General features: G+C 39.7%; 16 protein-coding genes and 1 pseudogene. 12 read left to right on the top strand and 5 right to left on the bottom strand.

Going from position 1 to position 17,774, the window contains the following annotated elements; translation table 11 throughout:
• Positions 1-49: 49 nt before the first annotated feature.
• Positions 50-1,048, bottom strand: coding sequence for an NAD(P)H-dependent flavin oxidoreductase (locus J2Y67_RS08250; protein WP_310172736.1), 999 nt, complete (start codon positions 1,046-1,048; stop codon positions 50-52).
• Between the two features lie 277 nt (positions 1,049-1,325).
• Between J2Y67_RS08250 and J2Y67_RS08245 the strand changes: the two genes are divergently transcribed.
• From J2Y67_RS08245 to J2Y67_RS08235, 3 genes are all read left to right on the top strand, one after another.
• Complete coding sequence (locus J2Y67_RS08245) at positions 1,326-2,555, top strand: DUF438 domain-containing protein (protein WP_310172734.1); 1,230 nt, start codon at positions 1,326-1,328, stop codon at positions 2,553-2,555.
• 281 nt (positions 2,556-2,836) lie between these two features.
• Complete coding sequence (locus J2Y67_RS08240) at positions 2,837-4,024, top strand: CaiB/BaiF CoA transferase family protein (protein ID WP_310172732.1); 1,188 nt, start codon at positions 2,837-2,839, stop codon at positions 4,022-4,024.
• A gap of 26 nt (positions 4,025-4,050) precedes the next feature.
• A complete protein-coding gene (locus tag J2Y67_RS08235) occupies positions 4,051-5,262 on the top strand; it encodes an acyl-CoA dehydrogenase family protein (RefSeq protein WP_310172729.1) in 1,212 nt (403 codons plus the stop codon).
• Between the two features lie 120 nt (positions 5,263-5,382).
• On the opposite strand, the gene J2Y67_RS08230 is transcribed toward J2Y67_RS08235, so the two are convergent.
• Positions 5,383-5,691: a DUF3870 domain-containing protein gene (locus J2Y67_RS08230; protein ID WP_310172727.1), complete on the bottom strand. Its 309-nt coding sequence runs from the start codon at positions 5,689-5,691 to the stop codon at positions 5,383-5,385.
• A gap of 192 nt (positions 5,692-5,883) precedes the next feature.
• On the opposite strand from J2Y67_RS08230, the gene J2Y67_RS08225 reads away from it, so the two are divergent.
• Positions 5,884-7,194, top strand: a complete 1,311-nt coding sequence (locus tag J2Y67_RS08225; protein ID WP_310172725.1) for a HAMP domain-containing sensor histidine kinase — start codon at positions 5,884-5,886, stop codon at positions 7,192-7,194.
• 263 nt (positions 7,195-7,457) lie between these two features.
• Positions 7,458-8,813 (top strand): branched-chain amino acid transport system II carrier protein, encoded by a 1,356-nt coding sequence (gene brnQ, locus J2Y67_RS08220; RefSeq protein ID WP_310172722.1) that lies wholly within the window; start codon positions 7,458-7,460, stop codon positions 8,811-8,813.
• A 30-nt stretch (positions 8,814-8,843) separates the two neighbouring features.
• Here the strand turns inward: brnQ and J2Y67_RS08215 are convergent, their stop codons facing one another.
• Together J2Y67_RS08215 and guaC are read right to left on the bottom strand one after the other, a co-directional pair.
• Complete coding sequence (locus tag J2Y67_RS08215; RefSeq protein WP_310172720.1) at positions 8,844-9,563, bottom strand: cell wall hydrolase; 720 nt, start codon at positions 9,561-9,563, stop codon at positions 8,844-8,846.
• Between the two features lie 198 nt (positions 9,564-9,761).
• Positions 9,762-10,745: a GMP reductase gene (gene guaC / locus J2Y67_RS08210; protein ID WP_310172718.1), complete on the bottom strand. Its 984-nt coding sequence runs from the start codon at positions 10,743-10,745 to the stop codon at positions 9,762-9,764.
• A 201-nt stretch (positions 10,746-10,946) separates the two neighbouring features.
• Here guaC and J2Y67_RS08205 point away from each other — a divergent pair, with 201 nt between their 5' ends.
• The 6 genes from J2Y67_RS08205 to proC all read left to right on the top strand — a co-directional run bounded on the left by J2Y67_RS08205 (position 10,947) and on the right by proC (position 16,473).
• A complete protein-coding gene (locus J2Y67_RS08205) occupies positions 10,947-12,056 on the top strand; it encodes an FtsZ/tubulin family protein (RefSeq protein ID WP_310172715.1) in 1,110 nt (369 codons plus the stop codon).
• Between the two features lie 183 nt (positions 12,057-12,239).
• Positions 12,240-13,001 (top strand): SDR family NAD(P)-dependent oxidoreductase, encoded by a 762-nt coding sequence (locus J2Y67_RS08200; protein WP_310172713.1) that lies wholly within the window; start codon positions 12,240-12,242, stop codon positions 12,999-13,001.
• A 14-nt stretch (positions 13,002-13,015) separates the two neighbouring features.
• Positions 13,016-13,927 carry a ketopantoate reductase family protein gene (locus tag J2Y67_RS08195; protein WP_310172710.1) on the top strand — a complete coding sequence of 304 codons (912 nt, stop codon included), beginning with the start codon at positions 13,016-13,018 and terminating at the stop codon, positions 13,925-13,927.
• A gap of 67 nt (positions 13,928-13,994) precedes the next feature.
• Positions 13,995-14,429: a hypothetical protein gene (locus tag J2Y67_RS08190; protein ID WP_310172708.1), complete on the top strand. Its 435-nt coding sequence runs from the start codon at positions 13,995-13,997 to the stop codon at positions 14,427-14,429.
• Positions 14,430-14,692: 263 nt separating this feature from the next.
• Positions 14,693-15,610 (top strand): DUF1002 domain-containing protein, encoded by a 918-nt coding sequence (locus J2Y67_RS08185; RefSeq protein WP_310172706.1) that lies wholly within the window; start codon positions 14,693-14,695, stop codon positions 15,608-15,610.
• Between the two features lie 65 nt (positions 15,611-15,675).
• A complete protein-coding gene (gene proC, locus J2Y67_RS08180) occupies positions 15,676-16,473 on the top strand; it encodes a pyrroline-5-carboxylate reductase (RefSeq protein ID WP_310172704.1) in 798 nt (265 codons plus the stop codon).
• A 49-nt stretch (positions 16,474-16,522) separates the two neighbouring features.
• Here proC and J2Y67_RS08175 read toward each other — a convergent pair whose 3' ends face one another.
• On the bottom strand, positions 16,523-17,344 hold the full coding sequence (locus J2Y67_RS08175; RefSeq protein ID WP_310172703.1) for an HAD family hydrolase: 822 nt from the start codon (positions 17,342-17,344) through the stop codon (positions 16,523-16,525).
• A gap of 183 nt (positions 17,345-17,527) precedes the next feature.
• On the opposite strand from J2Y67_RS08175, the pseudogene J2Y67_RS08170 reads away from it, so the two are divergent.
• Positions 17,528-17,743: pseudogene (locus J2Y67_RS08170) on the top strand (glycosyltransferase); the annotation flags it as partial.
• Between the last annotated feature and the right edge of the window lie 31 nt (positions 17,744-17,774).

Here is a 17,774-nt window from a genome sequence, read left to right as displayed (position 1 = left end):
CCGGGTTTTGTTAGTTTTTAACCAAAAAGTTGCCGTGATTGTTCCCATTCTAGGACAATATAGACCTTTGAGAATTTTTTACAGCCAAATCATATTCAAAAGTAAGATTATCAATGATTTTTTGGACCGGAAGAATTTCCTTGATTTCACCGACTCTTGCTCCGGCAAAAACTAATCCATTTTCTACATCTCCTCCAACAGAAACAAGGAGAGAATCAAGTGTGCAAAAACGATAGGAGCAATTTTTTAGACAATCGTGGCATTTAGCAATTTTCAACTTGTCAGGACCACTGATCAATTTTGTAAAGTTATTAATAATGGCTCTTCCTTGAAGGCCAACTGTCGTTTTAACCAAAACGGTATCTTCCTTACGCGCATCCACATATTTTTGCTTGAAGGCAAGGGGGGCATCACATTCCTCACTTGCAACAAACCGGGTACCCATTTGCACGCCTGATGCGCCCATTTCCAAAACTTTTGCAATATCATCCCCCGTCATAATTCCTCCTGCCGCAATGACAGGTACAGAAACGGCTTCTACTACTTCTGGTAGAATATCCATCATGGGGCGATCCGTTCCAAGATGTCCTCCCGCTTCAAAGCCTTCAACTACAACCGCTGCTGCACCCAGCCGCTCGGAAATTCTGGCTAGTTTAGCCGAAGAGACGATCGAAATAACGGGTATTCCCGCCTGCTTTCCCCATGCGTACATATCCCGTGAGATTCCAGCGCCTGATATAATAAAATCCACTTTTTCTTCAAGGGCTGCTTTCATTTTATCCGCAAAATCATTCATGGCAAATAATACATTTACGCCAATGTATCCAGCTTCTTTGACAAGATTTTTTGCCTGTCTTATATGGGACCTCATTTCATCAACTGAAATTCCAGTACCGGATATTATGCCAATTCCGCCGGCATTTGCAACAGCTGAAGCCAGCTTGCTTAGAGAAATACCAACACCCATACCACCTTGCATAATCGGTACTTTCGGCATCATATGTCCTATTTTCAGTTGTGGAAAGTTCACTACATAACCCCATTTCACTTAAATTGATTTACAACTCCTTTGCATCATACCATTTAGGTCTTGAATTGGATGTGATAATTATCATCAGGCCATAATAGCAGGTGTTTTTGATTCGACCAATTCTGAAGCACACCTGTCGCCGCTTGGATTTGGTTGAAAGGGTTGACTATTTTGTGAACATTGTTTGATTAACATAGTATTAATGATATAAATCACAATCTTTCGCTTGGCTGCATGTTATTCTTGAGAAAAATTATCACTAAGGTATAGCATGCTTTAGCGAAGGAGAATCGTTATGAGTGAAATGATTAATAATCGTGAGCAATTTTCATTAAAGAATACAGAACGACTTGATATGATAAAACAAATTTTTACGGATCTTCATAATGGAAGAAGTGTGGAAGAGGTAAAAGCCCATTTTAATGCATTAATCGGAAAAATCACTGTTGATGAGATTTCGCAAATTCAACATGATTTTACCAAGGAGGGAACATTGCCAGCAGAGGAAGTGAAGCGTTTATACGCGGCGCACACTGCTCTTTTTAAAGGTTCAATCGAAGAAGATCAGCGTTCGCAGCATCCCGAGGATCAACCAGGGCATCCGGTCCATACCTTTAAATTAGAAAATAGGGAGCTAGAAAAATTAATAAAAACAAAGGTTCAAATCCACTTATGGCAGTTTGAGAAGGAAGATTCATCCGAGAATGTTTACAAGCTCCTGGAGGATTGCAATCTATTACTTGATATTGATAAGCACTTTAACCGTAAGGAGCATTTGATTTTCCCATACCTTGAGAAATACGGTATCTATGGACCTTCTACAAATATGTGGAGAATCGATGATTTCATTCGTGATGCGATTAAGGATGCCAAACAAAAATTATCCGTTTACGAGGGAGATCAACAGGGTATTATTCAAGTCGTTACTTATATCATTAATGAAGTAAACGACATGATTTACCGAGAAGAGAATATTTTGTTCCCCATGGCTTTGAATAATCTGACTGAAGATGAATGGGTCAAAATTGCTCATGAAAGTGATGAAATAGGTTTTTGCCTTACTGAACCGGCTGCAGTATGGATGCCGGACAGAATGGCAATCGCCGAGAACGCTATCTCAGAAGGCTATATCAAGATGGAAACGGGAATCTTATCGTTAAAGCAGCTCGAACTGTTGTTAAACCATTTGCCGGTGGACATCACCTTTATTGACCAGGACGATGTCGTCCGTTATTTTTCACACGGAAAAGAAAGAATTTTTGCCCGTACGAAAGCGGTTATTGGGCGTACGGTCCAAAATTGCCATCCGCCTAGAAGTGTCCACGTCGTCGAAGAGCTGTTGGCAGATTTTAAATCAGGGAAAAAGGACGCCGAGGATTTCTGGATCAAGTTCAAGGATAAATACGTTTATATTCGCTATTTCGCGGTGAGGGATGAGAACGGGGAATATATCGGTACACTAGAATTTACGCAAAACATTGACCCAATCAAAGCGATTGATGGGGAAAAACGGATACTATCATAAGGAGGAATAGAAAAAATGAATTCAAAAAAATTTTCCAAAAACACTTGAACTATTCAGAAGATTCTTTTAAGATAAAAGTAGCTTCTCCCTATCAGCCTTTCAGCTGAAGGAAGTGAAGATTCTAGTAAATGAAGAATGAATTGACTGATAAGATTCCAAAACCAACTATTTCCAGTTGGACAAAATGGATCATGTAGCCAGTCCTTAACCATTTTGGGTGGAAAGGACTGGCTTTTTGTATGCAAAAAATGATTTTTTTCAAAAAAAGGGAGGAGGAAAACATGAGCGGTGCATTAGAAGGAATTAAAGTATTGGATTTAACGCGAGTGCTTGCGGGACCTTACTGCACAATGATTTTAGCTGACTTAGGTGCAGATGTAATAAAGGTCGAAGCTCCCGGTGGAAGTGATGAAACACGAGGATGGGGACCTCCTTTTCAAAATGGCGTAAGTGCCTATTATTTATGTACCAATCGGAATAAACGCAGCCTGACTGTTGACTTAAAAACGGACGAAGGCAGGGACATTATCCGAGAACTTGCCAAAGAGGCGGATGTGCTGATTCACAACTTTAAATTTGGCTCGATGGAAAAATGGTTACTGGATTATGATTCATTGAAAAAAATAAACTCAAAATTAGTCTTTTGTTCAATCACTGGATTTGGAGAATCAGGCCCTTATCGCCATCTTCCCGGATATGATTATATAATCCAAGGAATGAGCGGAATGATGAGTATAACGGGAAATCAAGATGGCAGCCCGTTTAAAATTGGCGTGGCAATGGTTGATATTCTTACAGGATTATATTCAGCTATTTCCATTGAAGCAGCCCTGTTAGAACGAGAGAGATCCGGAATGGGACAAAAAATTGATATGTCGCTTATGGATGCTGCGGTTAGCTCGCTTGCAAATGTAGCCAGCAATTATCTGATTTCTGGTAATGTTCCGCAAAGGCTTGGAAATGACCACCCAAATATTGTACCTTATTCGATATTTAATACAATGGATGGCGAAATCATTATCGCGGTAGGGAATAACCGACAGTTTACCGCATTATGTGAAGCAATGGAGATTCCTGAAATAGCGAAAGATGAAAAATATCGTACAAATGAAGCGAGGGTAGAGAATCGGATGGAGCTAACCGAAATTTTGGAAAATAAGCTTCAATTAAAACCTACGCACCATTGGATGGAATTATTTTCACAAAATAATATCCCTTGCGGCCCGATCCAAACCATGGATCAAGTTTTTGACCATCCGCAGGTAATGGCACGTGATATGGTTGTTCAAATAAATCATCCAGAGGCAGGTCCGGTAAAACTTGTTGGATCTCCGATCAAACTATCAAGGACAAGTACGAAATTAGAAAGGCACCCGCCTATAGCAGGTGAACATACAATCGAAATTCTGCAAGAAGCAGGGTATACTCCTGAAAAAATTCAGCAATTGATTCAGAAAAAAATTATTTAAAATACGAAAAATGGAGAGTGTTTACAATGAATTTTAATTTTTCAGAAGAGCAAGTAATGTTAAGAAAAATGATTAGAAGTTTCGTAGATAAAGAAATTATTCCGAATATGAGAGAGTGGGATGAAAAAGGCGCCTTTGATCCGAAGATCTGGAAGCGCTTAAGTGATTTAAACTTTATGGGTGTTTGTATTCCAGAAGAGTACGGTGGAAGCGGCATGGATTATAATGCACTGGCCATTGTTTGTGAAGAACTGGAAAGAGGAGATACAACCTTTCGTACAGCGGTATCCGTTCATACCGGCTTAAATAGTTTAACTTTATTGCAATGGGGAACAGAGGCACAAAAACAAAAATACCTTGTTCCGCAAGCGAAGGGTGAAAAAATAGGAGCCTTTGGTTTAACAGAGCCAGGTGCGGGTTCAGACGTAGCTTCACTGCAAACTACTGCCGTTCGGGATGGGGATGACTATATACTAAACGGTTCAAAAACATGGATTTCTTTATGCGACGTTGCCGATCACTTCATTGTATTTGCTTATACGGATAAGGAAAAGAAACATCATGGAATATCTGCGTTTATCGTCGAAAGAACGATGCCAGGGTTTTCATCCCGTGCCATCAAAGGGAAATTAGGAATCCGCTCTGGTAATACAGGAGAATTATTCTTTGATCAGGTAAGGGTTCCAAAAGAGAACCGATTAGGTGAAGAGGGCGAGGGCTTCAAAATTGCCATGGCTGCTCTTGATAATGGACGTTTTACGGTTGCGGCTGGTGCCGTTGGTTTAATCATGGCATCTTTGGAAGAGAGCGTGAATTATTGTCATGAACGGAAGACATTTGGGAAAGAAATTGGCAAACACCAATTGGTTCAACAAATGATTGCAAACATGGAAGCAGGTTTACAAATGAGCCGATTATTAGTTTATCGTGTAGGGGAACTCAAAAACAAAGGTGTTCGAAATACACGAGAAACATCGCTAGCAAAATGGCAGGCTTGTGATTTCGCGAATAAAGCCGCAGATGATGCGGTACAAATCCATGGTGCTTATGGATATTCGAGTGAATATCCGGTTGAACGTTTCCTTAGAAATTCAAAAGCACCGGTCATCTATGAAGGGACTAGAGAGATCCATACTATCATGCAAGCAGAATACGTTCTTGGATATCGGGAGGACAAACCTTTAAATAACCCTCTGCCGGCATGGCCATTTGAAAGGGAAACAGTGAAAAAAGGATAATTAAATTTAATCGTTAAAACCCCGGAGAGTGAGTAACCTCCGGGGTTTTAGTGTGTGACTTAAAGCCGCTTTCAATCTAGCGTTTTACATTAAAAAAATTCCATATTTTCGTAAAAACGCTTATTTTTTAATCGATTCAAATTGTTTATATAAGTCTTTTAACGCAGCAATTAGAGCATTGGCTGCTTTTCCATTGTAAAATCTTTTTACATCATCGAGTGGTTTGTCAATTCCATGACGAAGACTATGGCCTTTTAAGAGTCTAGCAATATAATCATTGCCGTGATCAGTTGCCAGGGTGCAGGCAGCATCCACAATAACCCCATAATGATTATCGATTTCTGCTGTAATCGTTAACGTTTCAAACAAACTGCTAGCTGCCATACCTGATGGTAATTTTGCATGTCCGGCAATAAACATTGTATTCATGTAACACACTCCTAAAGTTCGTATTCTATATTTAAAATAATACAAAAATGGAGTTTTGGTAAGAAAAAAATATTAAATATAAGATTGGAACTATTTAAGAACACCATTATAGTAGAAATCTCTTTTTGCATACCCCTTCTTGTTGTATAATTTATAAGACGCTCTAACCAACATAGTTAGGAGTATGCAACGATGCACTTCGTTTATATCAATCATAATGTTTTAGATAACTTGTTTTATATTATCGTTAGTATTCTCATGTTTTTTGTTTTATATGATAATGTGAGTCAGCTTAAAAAGTATAAGAAAATCCTGCTTACTGCTTGCATGAGTTTACCGATTATTTTATGTATGAAATTCCCAATCTATATTGATCAGTACTGTGTACATGACTTAAGACAAATTCCGCTGTTTATTGGAACCCTATTCGGCGGCTGGCCGACGGGTGCTGCCCTGTTGATCCTTTTATTGATCAGCCGGTTTGCCATTTATGGGTTTAATTTATTGACGCTTATTGTTTACGTCGTCATCTTTATTGCCACTGCCCTTTTTTCCACAAAGTTCAATCGATTGAATAAAAAGAAAAAGCTGTTCTCTTCTGCTTTGATTACCTTATTTCTGGAAATCATTACAACTTATATGGCCGTTATGATTTCTGAGTTTTTTAAAGTAACCGAAGCCTATGTTTTCTACTTTATCCTTGTTCCTCCCTTGGTCGTATTTTTTGCCGTCTATCTGTTAGAGTTACTAATGGATACGATTCATGTCAGGTCCAAAATGGTGAAGCTGGAAAAAATGGAGGTTGTCAGCCAGCTGGCAGCCAGTATCTCTCATGAGGTTCGCAACCCATTAACTGTGGTAAAAGGATTTATCGAGCTGCTTAAAGACGCTAATTTATCGCAGGATAAAAAAGAGGAATATATTGAACATGTGGTGAGAGAACTAAATAATGCAGAATCGATTATTAGTGACTATTTAGCCTTTGCAAAACCGTCAACGGAAAAAGTTGAAATGATTATCGTTGAACGTGAAATCAAAAATATTATTGAAATTCTGAAGCCATGGGCAAACATGAATTCAGTAAAAATAAAGGATCAGCTTGCACCAGGTTCAGTGCTCGGGAATGCGAATTATTTCCGGCAATGCTTTTTAAATATCATGAAAAACGGGGTTGAGGCCATGCCCAATGGTGGAGAACTCGAAATTACCACCTTTTTAAATAAAAAGGAATTAACCATTAAGGTAAGCGACACGGGTATGGGAATGACCAAGGAACAAATTAACCGTTTTGGTGAGCCTTATTACAGTAGTAAGGAAAAGGGGACCGGGCTGGGGTCAATGGTGGCGGTGAAGACGATTCATATGATGAAAGGGAAGCTGGAGATCGAGAGTGTCCCGAATGAGGGGACGACGATTACGGTAATATTTCCAATCTATATGACAGAAAAGGTTTTGGCGAAAGAAACGCCTATTTCATTGAAAACAAAGGTTTTACGTTCATAGCAAAAAAACAGCTTGGGGGAAATTCTCCAAGCTCAAAAGAAAATGACGCTATATAAATCTGGAGGACCGGGGGGGAACCGTGTCCTCTTTCTTCTTACTTTTTTTTCAAGATCTGGGAGTGACTTTTTTGAATTGTATAAAAAATCGTGAGTTTGTGTTGCATTTCACGTACAAGAAGAGTAAGATTATTTTGCTAATATACTAAATTTAAATGATATTTTAAAATATCAATCGATGTAAAACATAGGAGGAAAAGCTTTTTTATGCAAAACAAGTTACCATTTTCGCAATATTTCGTTATTGGTGTGATGCTCTTTGCCTTATTTTTTGGAGCGGGAAATTTAATTTTTCCAGCATCATTAGGGCAGAATGCAGGATCTCATGTTTGGATAGCGATCGCGGGCTTTTTGATTACCGGAATCGGTTTGCCATTCCTTGGGATTTTGGCGATGGGTTTTTCAGGAAGTAAAAACCTTCAGGAGCTCTCAAGCCGGGTTCATCCAATCTATGGGGTGATTTTTACCGCATTGCTTTATTTAACAATTGGGCCGTTTTTCGCCGCGCCGAGGACGGGTGCCGTTGCGTACGACATTGGGATTGCACCGTTTGTTGGCAAAAACTATGGCCATATTGGACTTTTTATCTTTACGCTCATCTTTTTTGCGGTAACCCTTTGGTTTTCTTTAAATCCAGCAAAGATTGTCGACAATGTTGGGAAAATTTTATCACCTGCTATCATTGTCCTAATCCTAGTTTTATTATTCATGGTAATTGTAAAACCATTAGGTCCGATCGGGGAACCGCAAGAGACGTATTCGAGCGGAGCATTCCTAAAAGGTTTCATGGAAGGGTATAACACAATGGATGCGCTGGCGTCCCTCGTTTTTGGAATAATCGTCATCAATGCGATTCGTTCCATGGGGGTTACCTCTGCACGGGGAGTCCTTGTTACATCCGCAAAGTCCGGACTGGTAGCGGTAGTTTTTCTCGGAATTATTTATGCCGGGGTTGCCTATTTAGGGGCTTCCAGCACAGGAAGGTTCGGTTTGTTTGATACAGGCGGACCTGTCCTTGGAAAAGCAGCTTATTACTATTTTGGAACGTTAGGAACGGTCATGTTATCGGTAATTATCATCTTGGCCTGTCTTACGACAAGTATCGGGTTGGTCACAGCCTGCGGAGAATATTTCCATGGGCTGCTTCCAAAGTTAAGTTACAGGGCATGGGTTGTTTTCTTTTCTCTGGTGTCTTTTGTGATTTCGAACTTTGGATTATCCAATATCATTAATTTTTCTATACCCGTTTTAATGTTTCTTTACCCCTTAGCCGTGGTGTTGATGCTTTTGACTTTTACGTCAAGACTATTCAAGCACTCGCAGATGGTTTATGTAACAGCAATTGCAGCCACGTTGTTGATCAGTATTATCGATGGATTTAAAACCCTGTGCCAGCTTCTGAATATCGAATATTTTAGCTGGCTCGCACCGATTATTGATTTTTATAATAGGGCTTTACCTTTTTATGAGAACGGTCTCGGATGGCTAATTCCAGTGTTAATCGTGATTGCCGTAACGGGATTACTGATCCGCATACCAAAGTTCTCTGAGGTTCGCTCATAGAACAAACGGGATCTCTATTTGGAGGTCCTTTTATTTTTTAAAAACATGACGACCAATTACTAGTGTGGTGGGACGGGTATCCAACCATCTGCTTTGCGCAATTTTGGGATTATAGAAAAATAAAGAACTGCCAACCAAATCCCGTTTACTCCTCAAAGCCTCATTCACTGCTTTCAAAGATTCCTTATCAGTGGGTTTATTGATTTGACCATTTAAAACAGGCTGAAACTGGCCTCTAGCATAAATCACGGAACTAATAGAGTTTGGAAACTTTTTACTTTCTACACGATTCAGGACCACACAAGCAACTGCCACTTTACCATTAAATGGCTCATTTTGAGCTTCAGCCCTGACAAGCCTAGCTAGTAAATCTTTTTCGTAAGCGGAGATTTCCATTGATTTGGGTGTGCTTTTTGTATTTATTTTCGGTTTCGACTTGCGAATAGCTTGTCTAATTTTTAAGTCTGCCTTCGTTATGTATTCGGGTTCGGCTGTATTGGTGTTTTTTCCTATCTGAAGGGGTTCCCCCACTTTATGTTTAGGCTTAATTGTATTGATGTATTGCCCTATGTAAATGGCGTTATTATTTTCAATTTGCGGGTTTAGTCTTGTTAATTCCTTCAAGGTTAAAAAATGGTCTTGAGCGATTGTCTCCACGGTGTCTCCATCTTTAACGGTATAAGCAAAGGTTGGGGTTGTAAAAAGCAGTGAAACCAAAATCGTGATGGCGGTTATACATTTCTTTAACATATTTTCCCTCCTGGATCTAGTTCATCACTTGTAAATCTCTTATCTATTTCTATGACTATGAACTCCAGGAGTAGATTAGTATTACAGTTAGTAGAGTACTATTACAGTTTAATGACATTGTCAGGCATTTTTTGGAAAAATAATAGTTTCGAGGGCTAAAAAAATGAGCGGGTTCGTATTTGAACCCGCTCATTTCACTTAATAAACCTTATCACCATTGAAAATGGAATTTTTTACGACCACATAATCCACGGTACGGATGGCATCTAACCTGTTGCCGCCGGCGTAGGAGATAGAGGATTGAAGATCTTGCTCCATTTCGATTAAGGTATCGATTAATTTACCTTTGTGCTCCACATACATTTTTTTGCCTTCGACATTTTTGCGTTCGCCTTTTTGGAATTCGGATGCGGAACCGAAATATTCTTTATAGCATTTTCCATCTTTCTCATAGGTTTCACCTGGAGATTCCGCGTGGCCGGCAAAGAGGGAACCGATCATTACCATGCTTGCCCCAAATCGTACGGATTTTGCGATATCCCCATGAGTACGAATCCCGCCATCGGCAATAATTGGCTTTGTTGCTGCTTTCGCACACCAGCGCAATGCAGCTAACTGCCAGCCGCCGGTTCCAAAACCTGTCTTAATTTTTGTGATACAAACTTTACCAGGACCGATCCCAACTTTTGTTGCGTCCGCACCAGCATGTTCTAATTCTCTTACTGCTTCAGGTGTACCAACGTTTCCGGCAATGACGAAGCTTCCAGGTAAGAGTTTCTTAATATGTTGGATCATTTCAATCACGGCGTTGGAATGACCGTGTGCGATATCGATTGTAATGTATTCGGGTGTAAGGTTTTCATCTGCTAGTTGTTGAATGAAATCATATTCTCCATTTTTTACGCCCACACTAATCGAGGCGATTAAACCGCGTTTTTTCATATCTTTTATAAAATCAATCCGCTTCTCCGGCTGGAAACGGTGCATGATGTAAAAGTAACCGTTTTCCGCTAGGAAGATGGCAATTTTTTCGTCAATGATGGTTTGCATATTGGCTGGTACGACTGGAAGCTTAAATTTATGACCGCCAAAGTTTATGGTTGTATCACATTCTGAACGGCTTTTTACTATCGATTTTGCAGGAATCAATTGAATATCTTCGTAATCAAAAACATTTTCCATGAGTTACACTCCTAAACACGAATATTAATGTTAGTTATTTAAATATTGTTCGTACATTTGTTAATTTACCTTATTTTTATCAGTATGTCAAAATATTTTAATATTTATGTGGAAAATATTTCGGAGATTGAGCTTTTTTCAATGAACAAGTCTATTTTCATAAAAAGTGAGTATTATTTTAGTAGATAAGGAGGCGATTTGGTGAAATCAATTGGAATTTTGGGTGTAGGTCAAGCGGGTGGAAATATTGCTGAAATAGCATCGACGTTGGGCTTTCAAACCGCCCTTATTAATACGAATCAACGTGATGGGGTAGTCAACACGAAAGTAGAGAAGAAGTACTTTGTCCCTGGATATAATGGTGCAGGGCAGGACCGTTCAGTTGGTTTGCGTGCCGTTCATGAGCATTATCGCGAAATGGTTGATTTTGTGAAAAAATCCTTTAAAAACATCAAACTATTATTGGTTGCCTTCTCAACGGATGGCGGATCCGGCTCTGGGATGAGCCCGCTGTTAATTGATATTTTATTAGACCAACTGCCTGGCGTTAACATTGGAGCGATTGCAGTTGTTCCTGAACGTAATGTGTTGGCAGGGAACCGGATTAATGCTGCGGAATGCATTGAACAGATTTCAAAAATTGAAGGAATTTCTTCAGTGTTCCTGGTCGATAACGACCAAATGCGTAAGGCGAACCCGCAATCCAGTAAACAACAAATCTATCTTTCTTCGAATCGCCAAGTGATGGAGGCTATCAACTATGTGTTGCAGGTGACACAAAAGAGCTCGTTTTTTGGGAACTTTGATGAGACGGATCTGATGAATATTCTGAATACACGCGGGGTAACGATCATCTCTTCGGCGACGGTAACGGATGCGAGGACATCTGCGGACGTATCTAGCAAAATTCAACGCTCATGGGCGCATTCGATTTTCTGTCCTGTTGATACAGTCGGGGTCATCCGTGCTGGACTGATTTATGAGGGTCCAGAAACGGTATCCAAACTGATTAATGTGCCGCAGGTTTTTGAAAAAATTGGTGAACCTCTGGAATTATTTGAAGGTACCTATATTTCGGAATGTGACCCAACTGTGACAACTATTCTAGCAGGGCTTTCCTTCCCGCCTGGCCGGCTAAAATCGCTCGAGGAATCGCTTGAAAAGAACAAAGAGCGGCTGCAATTCCTTGTTAATAAGGAGCAAACAGAAAAATATGAGTCTCAGGTGTCCTGGGCTTCCGGCCTGAAAGCCAAAGCACCTGAAAGAAAGCCCGGGTCGGTCACATCGAAGTTATCTAAGTATCAGAAATAGGATTTTACTCGGCATCTCCTGAAAATGGGGGTGTCATTTTTTTGAAGGGATGTTCCATTACCCTTGAAGAGTGAAAAAGAGCTTTCCGGTAAAAGCATAAGTAGCTTTTTTAAAATTTACTCAAAAAACCGTTATAATATAAATAGTTCAATATTTTCGCAATTTAAAAAAGGAGCCTTTACAATGGATTTACACTTACAAAATAAAAATATTTTGATTACTGGAGGTTCAAAGGGAATCGGGAAAGCCATTGCCAAGGCGTTTGTATCAGAAGAAGCAAACGTGGCGATCACCGCCCGCAGACTTGATGCATTAGAAAAAACAAAAGAAGAACTCGGCGGCAAGGTTTCCATTTTTCCAGCAGACCTAACAAGTGCGGACGAACGCATCAAGCTGATACACGATTTCATCGAACAATTCGGAACCATCGATGTCCTTATCAACAATGCCGGTGGCAGCAATGGCGGCAAAGCGACCGAAACCGAGATGGATCTCTTCTACAAGGCGATGGAGTTGAATTATTTTTCCGCCATTCATTTAAGTAAATTGGCTGTCGAAAATATGAAAAAACAGCAAGCAGGTTCGATTATTAATATCACATCCATTTACGGAAGAGAAAGTGGCGGAAAAGTTACATATAATAATGCAAAATCTGCCTTGATCAGTTTCACAAAGTCATTGGCAGATGAAGTCATTCCATATGGGATTCGGGTCAACAGTATTGCTCCGGGAAGTATCTTGCATGAAAGCGCCAATTGGCAAAGACGGATGGAAGAGGATCCGGAGAACATTAAAGAATTTGTGAAAAAAGAAATTCCCGCCGGGCGATTTGGCACACCGGAGGAGATTGCGAATGTAGCTTCATTTCTTGCTTCTGAGAAAGCCTCTTGGATTGTCGGAACTAGCATCAATGTCGATGGCGGCCAGTCGAAAATGAATTTTTAGAGAGGAGAAATAATGTGAAAGTATCGATCATTGGGTTGGGAGCATTAGGGATATTATTTGGAAACCATTTATCGAAAAAAATGCCAAAAGGGGATTTACGGATTATTGCCGATAAGGATAGGATTAAACGGTACATGGAAGAAGGGGTTTTTTGTAACGGTGAAAGCTGTGAATTTCAATATCTTACACCTGAAGATCCCTGTGAACCCGCTGATTTAATCCTTTTTGCGGTAAAATTTAACGGATTGGATGATGCAATTAGAGCCGTTAAACATCATATCGGGGAAAATACCGTTATTTTATCAGCCTTAAACGGAATTTCGAGCGAAGCGATTATCGGAGAATCTTTTGGAATGGACAAGGTTTTATACTGTGTGGCACAAGGGATGGATGCCGTTAAGGTTGGGAATCAACTTACCTACGATCATATGGGAATGCTTTGTTTTGGAGACCGGGAGCCAGGAGTGATTTCATCCAAAACAAGACGAGTAGCAGAATTTTTTGAAAAAATGGAGGTGCCTTTTGAGATTGATCCCAACATGCAAAGGCGGCAATGGGGTAAATTTATGCTGAATGTCGGTGTCAATCAAACGGTTGCCGTTTATCAAGGTAATTACAGTGAAATTCAGAAAGAAGGACAAGCTAGAGACACAATGATTGCCGCTATGAGAGAGGTCATCCAGCTTTCTGAAAAAGAAGGAATCCACTTAGTAGAAGAGGATTTGAACTATTGGTTAGATGTTCTTTCGACCTTAAGTCCGACCGGCAAACCTTCGATGGCGCAGGATATGGAAGCTAAACGGATGAGTGAAGTGGATTTATTTTCGGGTGCTGTATTGGGGCTGGGGCAAAAACATGGAGTATCCACTCCTGTTAATAAAGAGCTATATGAAAAAATAAAAACCATGGAAAATAAGTTTAGTTAATTTAAATATTTATAGTTTTAGAAAAAATTGGTAAAATTATCTTAATTATGTGGATTTGAGGTGTTCAATGAGTTTACACTTAATTAATTCAGTTTTGCCACTTCTTTTTTTAGCCTATCAAATTATCATCGATTTTGTGAACTTGTATCCTTTCAATGATATTCAGGTCCGCGACAAACGGTTAAGGAAATTAGAGGTTTTCGGAAATTATCCGCCGTTGGTCATCATTGCGATTTGTTTTTATATCCATCATCCGATTAGCATGTGGATCGGGTTTGTTTTGACAACCATTATCCTTATCATGCATTTATATTCATGGTGGATCCCCTACATTACAGGCTATCCTAAATCGGTAGAAAAGGATTATGATACCTATTTCAAAAGGACCTTTAAGTTTTTGCCAAAAATAAAAAATCATATTGTTCCAGATGCCGAACATGTCGGTGTCGGGATATTACTGGTGATAACCTTTTTTTACGAGGTAAAGGAACTGTTCCATTAATGGAGAACTGGCTTAAAATCGGCGAGTTTTCTTTTTTTTGAAAGTTAATCAGAGAAAAACAGGCTTCAATCAGCGAAACGGAATGGTCAATCAGCGATACGGAGCCCCCAATTGGCGAAAAGGCCTCTCCAATCAGCTAAACCAGAAATTTTTACGGCTAGAAACCTATTCACATGAAAATCTTCTCATGATAGAGTAAAATAGGTTTCTGAAATATGGTTTTATCGACCAAGGTCACTTATGGGAAAAGGAGAGACTTAAAAATGAAATGGAATCGATTTTTAAAAGGGGCAGCCATCGCCGGTGTCTTGATAACGACATTATTAGTTAAAAATACTGGCATTGCTCTAGCCTCAAGTGGGGATAATGACAGCATCAATGAAAAGTACGGACCACCGGTAGTTGTGTATGGGGCACAATTATCTACCGAACAAAAGGACGAAGTCAGAAAGCTTTTGGATATAACTGACCCGAGCCAGGTAAGAGAGATTACAGCAACTGGACAAGACCTTGTGAACTATATTAAAGGGGATGCCCATGCCAATATGTATTCCTCTGCAAAAATCACTAGAGACGACTCTGGTGAGGGGATTGTTGTTAATATCGTTACGCCTGAAAATATTACAGAGGTCACAAAGGAAATGTATGCCAATGCCTTGTTAACGGCGGGAGTAAAGGATGCCGAAGTGGACGTTGCATCTCCAATAAAAGTTAGTGGACATTCCGCTCTTGTTGGGATTTATAAGGCATATGATACCGGCAAAGGCACGAACCTAAATAAAGATCGAACGGAAGTAGCTAGTGAAGAATTAAGTTTAGCCACCAATTTGGCCAAGAAAGATGGCATGGATTCTGATAAAGTGAGTCAGCTGCTAACGGAAATTAAACAAGAAATTGCCGCACAGCATCCTGCAACAAAAGAAGACATTGCCAATATCGTTGATGAAAAATTAAAAACATTGAACATCAGCCTGAGTGATAAAGATCGCCAGCTGTTAATTGACCTGTTTGATAAAATGCGCCATCTGAACATCAATTTTGATAACGTCCAATCTCAGCTCGATCATCTTGCGCAGGACGTTAAACAGAAGGTCGAGAATGCTGTGGACCAAGGATTTTTTCAAAAAGTAGCCGATTTCTTTCAAAAACTAATAGACGCAATTAAGAGTATTTTTTCATAAAATTTATCCGCCAAATTGGGTAAGCTAAGCAACATATTCAATTTAGAAAATCAAGGTGAACAGCAATGAGTAACAATAAGAAAAATGTTTTGTTTATCGGGGCAGGGCGCATGGCCCAAGCCCTTATTGAAGGACTAAACAAGAATAAATTTGCCATACTTGTCGGCAATAATGGTAATGAAGAACGGCTTCAAGAGGTAAGAGAAACCTATGACGTCGAAACAACCGATAATTGGCACCAACACGTAAGCAAGATGGATATCATCATTCTTGCAATGCCGCCGGAATCCCATGATCCCATTCTTGTAGAATTAGCTGAGCTCATTCATGGTCAATTGGTCATCACAGTTGCAGCTGGAATCGATCCGTCCTATCTCGAGTCCAAACTACCTAAAGGAACTCCTGTAGCATGGATTATGCCTAATACAGCCGCCAAATTGGGCAAGTCGATGACCTTGTACGCACTTGGTCAACATGTCAATCAAGAACAGCAGGTTTGGATCGAGGCATTGATTAGCGGAATTGGTGAATTTGAACAAGTGACCCAGCAGCAAATTCATGAACTGACTGCGGTCACCGGTAGCGCCCCGGCCTTTATTTACCGAGTGGCAGAAGCTCTTGAAAAAATCACTTTGGAGTCCGGTGTCACGACAGAACAAGCAAGAAAGCTTGTCGCAAACATGATAGCAGGATCAGCAGAAATGCTGAAAACGAATGCGGATCCCGCCGAACTTGCAGATGAGGTAGCCACTCCTGGCGGTTCAACGGCAGCTGGTTTAGAGGTGTTGGATACCAACCACTTAGACCACCTAATGATCGATGCGATTGAAGCATGCCGCCAAAAAGCAATGGTTCAAGATTAACCGAACAAAAAAGAGCCTTCCATTCTGATGAATGTGAAGGCTTTTTGGATTAATGCTGCCCGACTGGAGTGTCAGTTAAATGTAATAAATGCCGAACCGCATAAGAAAAACCATCTTCGTCATTTGTTTTTGTAATAAAATCCGCTTTTTGTTGAACATACAGCGGGGCATTACCCATTGCAACTGATACATTAGCAACCTCAAATTGGCCAAGGTCATTCCCGCCATCACCAAAGGCAATAATTTCATCAAAAGATAAATCCATCATTTGCTGGTACCGTAATAACGCCTTTCCTTTATGTGCATCACCAGAAGTAATTTCCACATTATTAGGAAACGAAGAAGCCATTGTGATTGGAAATTTTCCTGCTAACGCCGCTTTTATTTCATCAACTTTTTCGAGTTGGTCATGGTGCACCAAAGCAATTAATTTATAGATTTTAAGATTTTCAAGCTCAAGAATTTCATCATAATTGAATTCTTGAAAAAACGTATCGAGATCTTCTTTACTTTTATCTTTTAATGGAGGCAAGGTGGAGGGAAAACCGCCATGATTGGTGTAAACAAGAATGCCTGCGCCCAATCCTTTCAAAATGGGAAGAATTTCATTAAAGGTAGAAATCGTCAAAGTCGCTTCATACAGCCTTTCTCTAGTATGCGAATACAAAACAGAACCATTTATACAAAAAATAGGAATCTCCAAATTTTGTACAGCCTTTAATTGAAGGACATCCGCCAAAGCCCGCCCTGTGTTCAAAATAAGCTCATGTCCTTGTGCTTTCAATTCGTTTAAAACTTTTTCATTTTCTTCAGAAATCTCATGTTCCGAGTTTAAGAGTGTTCCATCTAAATCAATTGAAATACATTTCATTTTTTTAAAAATCCTTTCTATTCCTCGTTAAAAACTACTATATCAGATTTTGCTGCAAAAAAGTTTGGTCAAGCATTGGATATTGTGAGCATAAGAAATAAAAATTTATCAATACTAAAATGGAAAAAAATAATAAATAAAGGAGTAAATATCCATGAAAAAAGCGATTATTTCTTTCATCCATTTTTAACATCCGCAAACCCGAATTGGTCCAAAAAAGTCTTAACCGAAATGTTCTATACCCACCTGAAATTAACCACTGACGAGGTTCTTGATCGGCTAAAAGGCGACTGGGTCGGCGATATTCGAACAGCCGATACGAATGAAACCCATTTGATTCATATGGGGGATATTTTGACTGAGGGGATTGTGAAGCAGTTTCCAGAGAAGTTTCAGTGAAGATGATTAAAAGGAAATCTAACAGAAGTGT

This window comes from Neobacillus niacini, assembly GCF_031456445.1.
Classification (GTDB): domain Bacteria; phylum Bacillota; class Bacilli; order Bacillales; family Cytobacillaceae; genus Neobacillus; species Neobacillus niacini_I.
The sequence above is the reverse complement of the archived record's forward strand: the minus strand, read 5'-3'. Positions and strand labels throughout refer to the sequence as shown.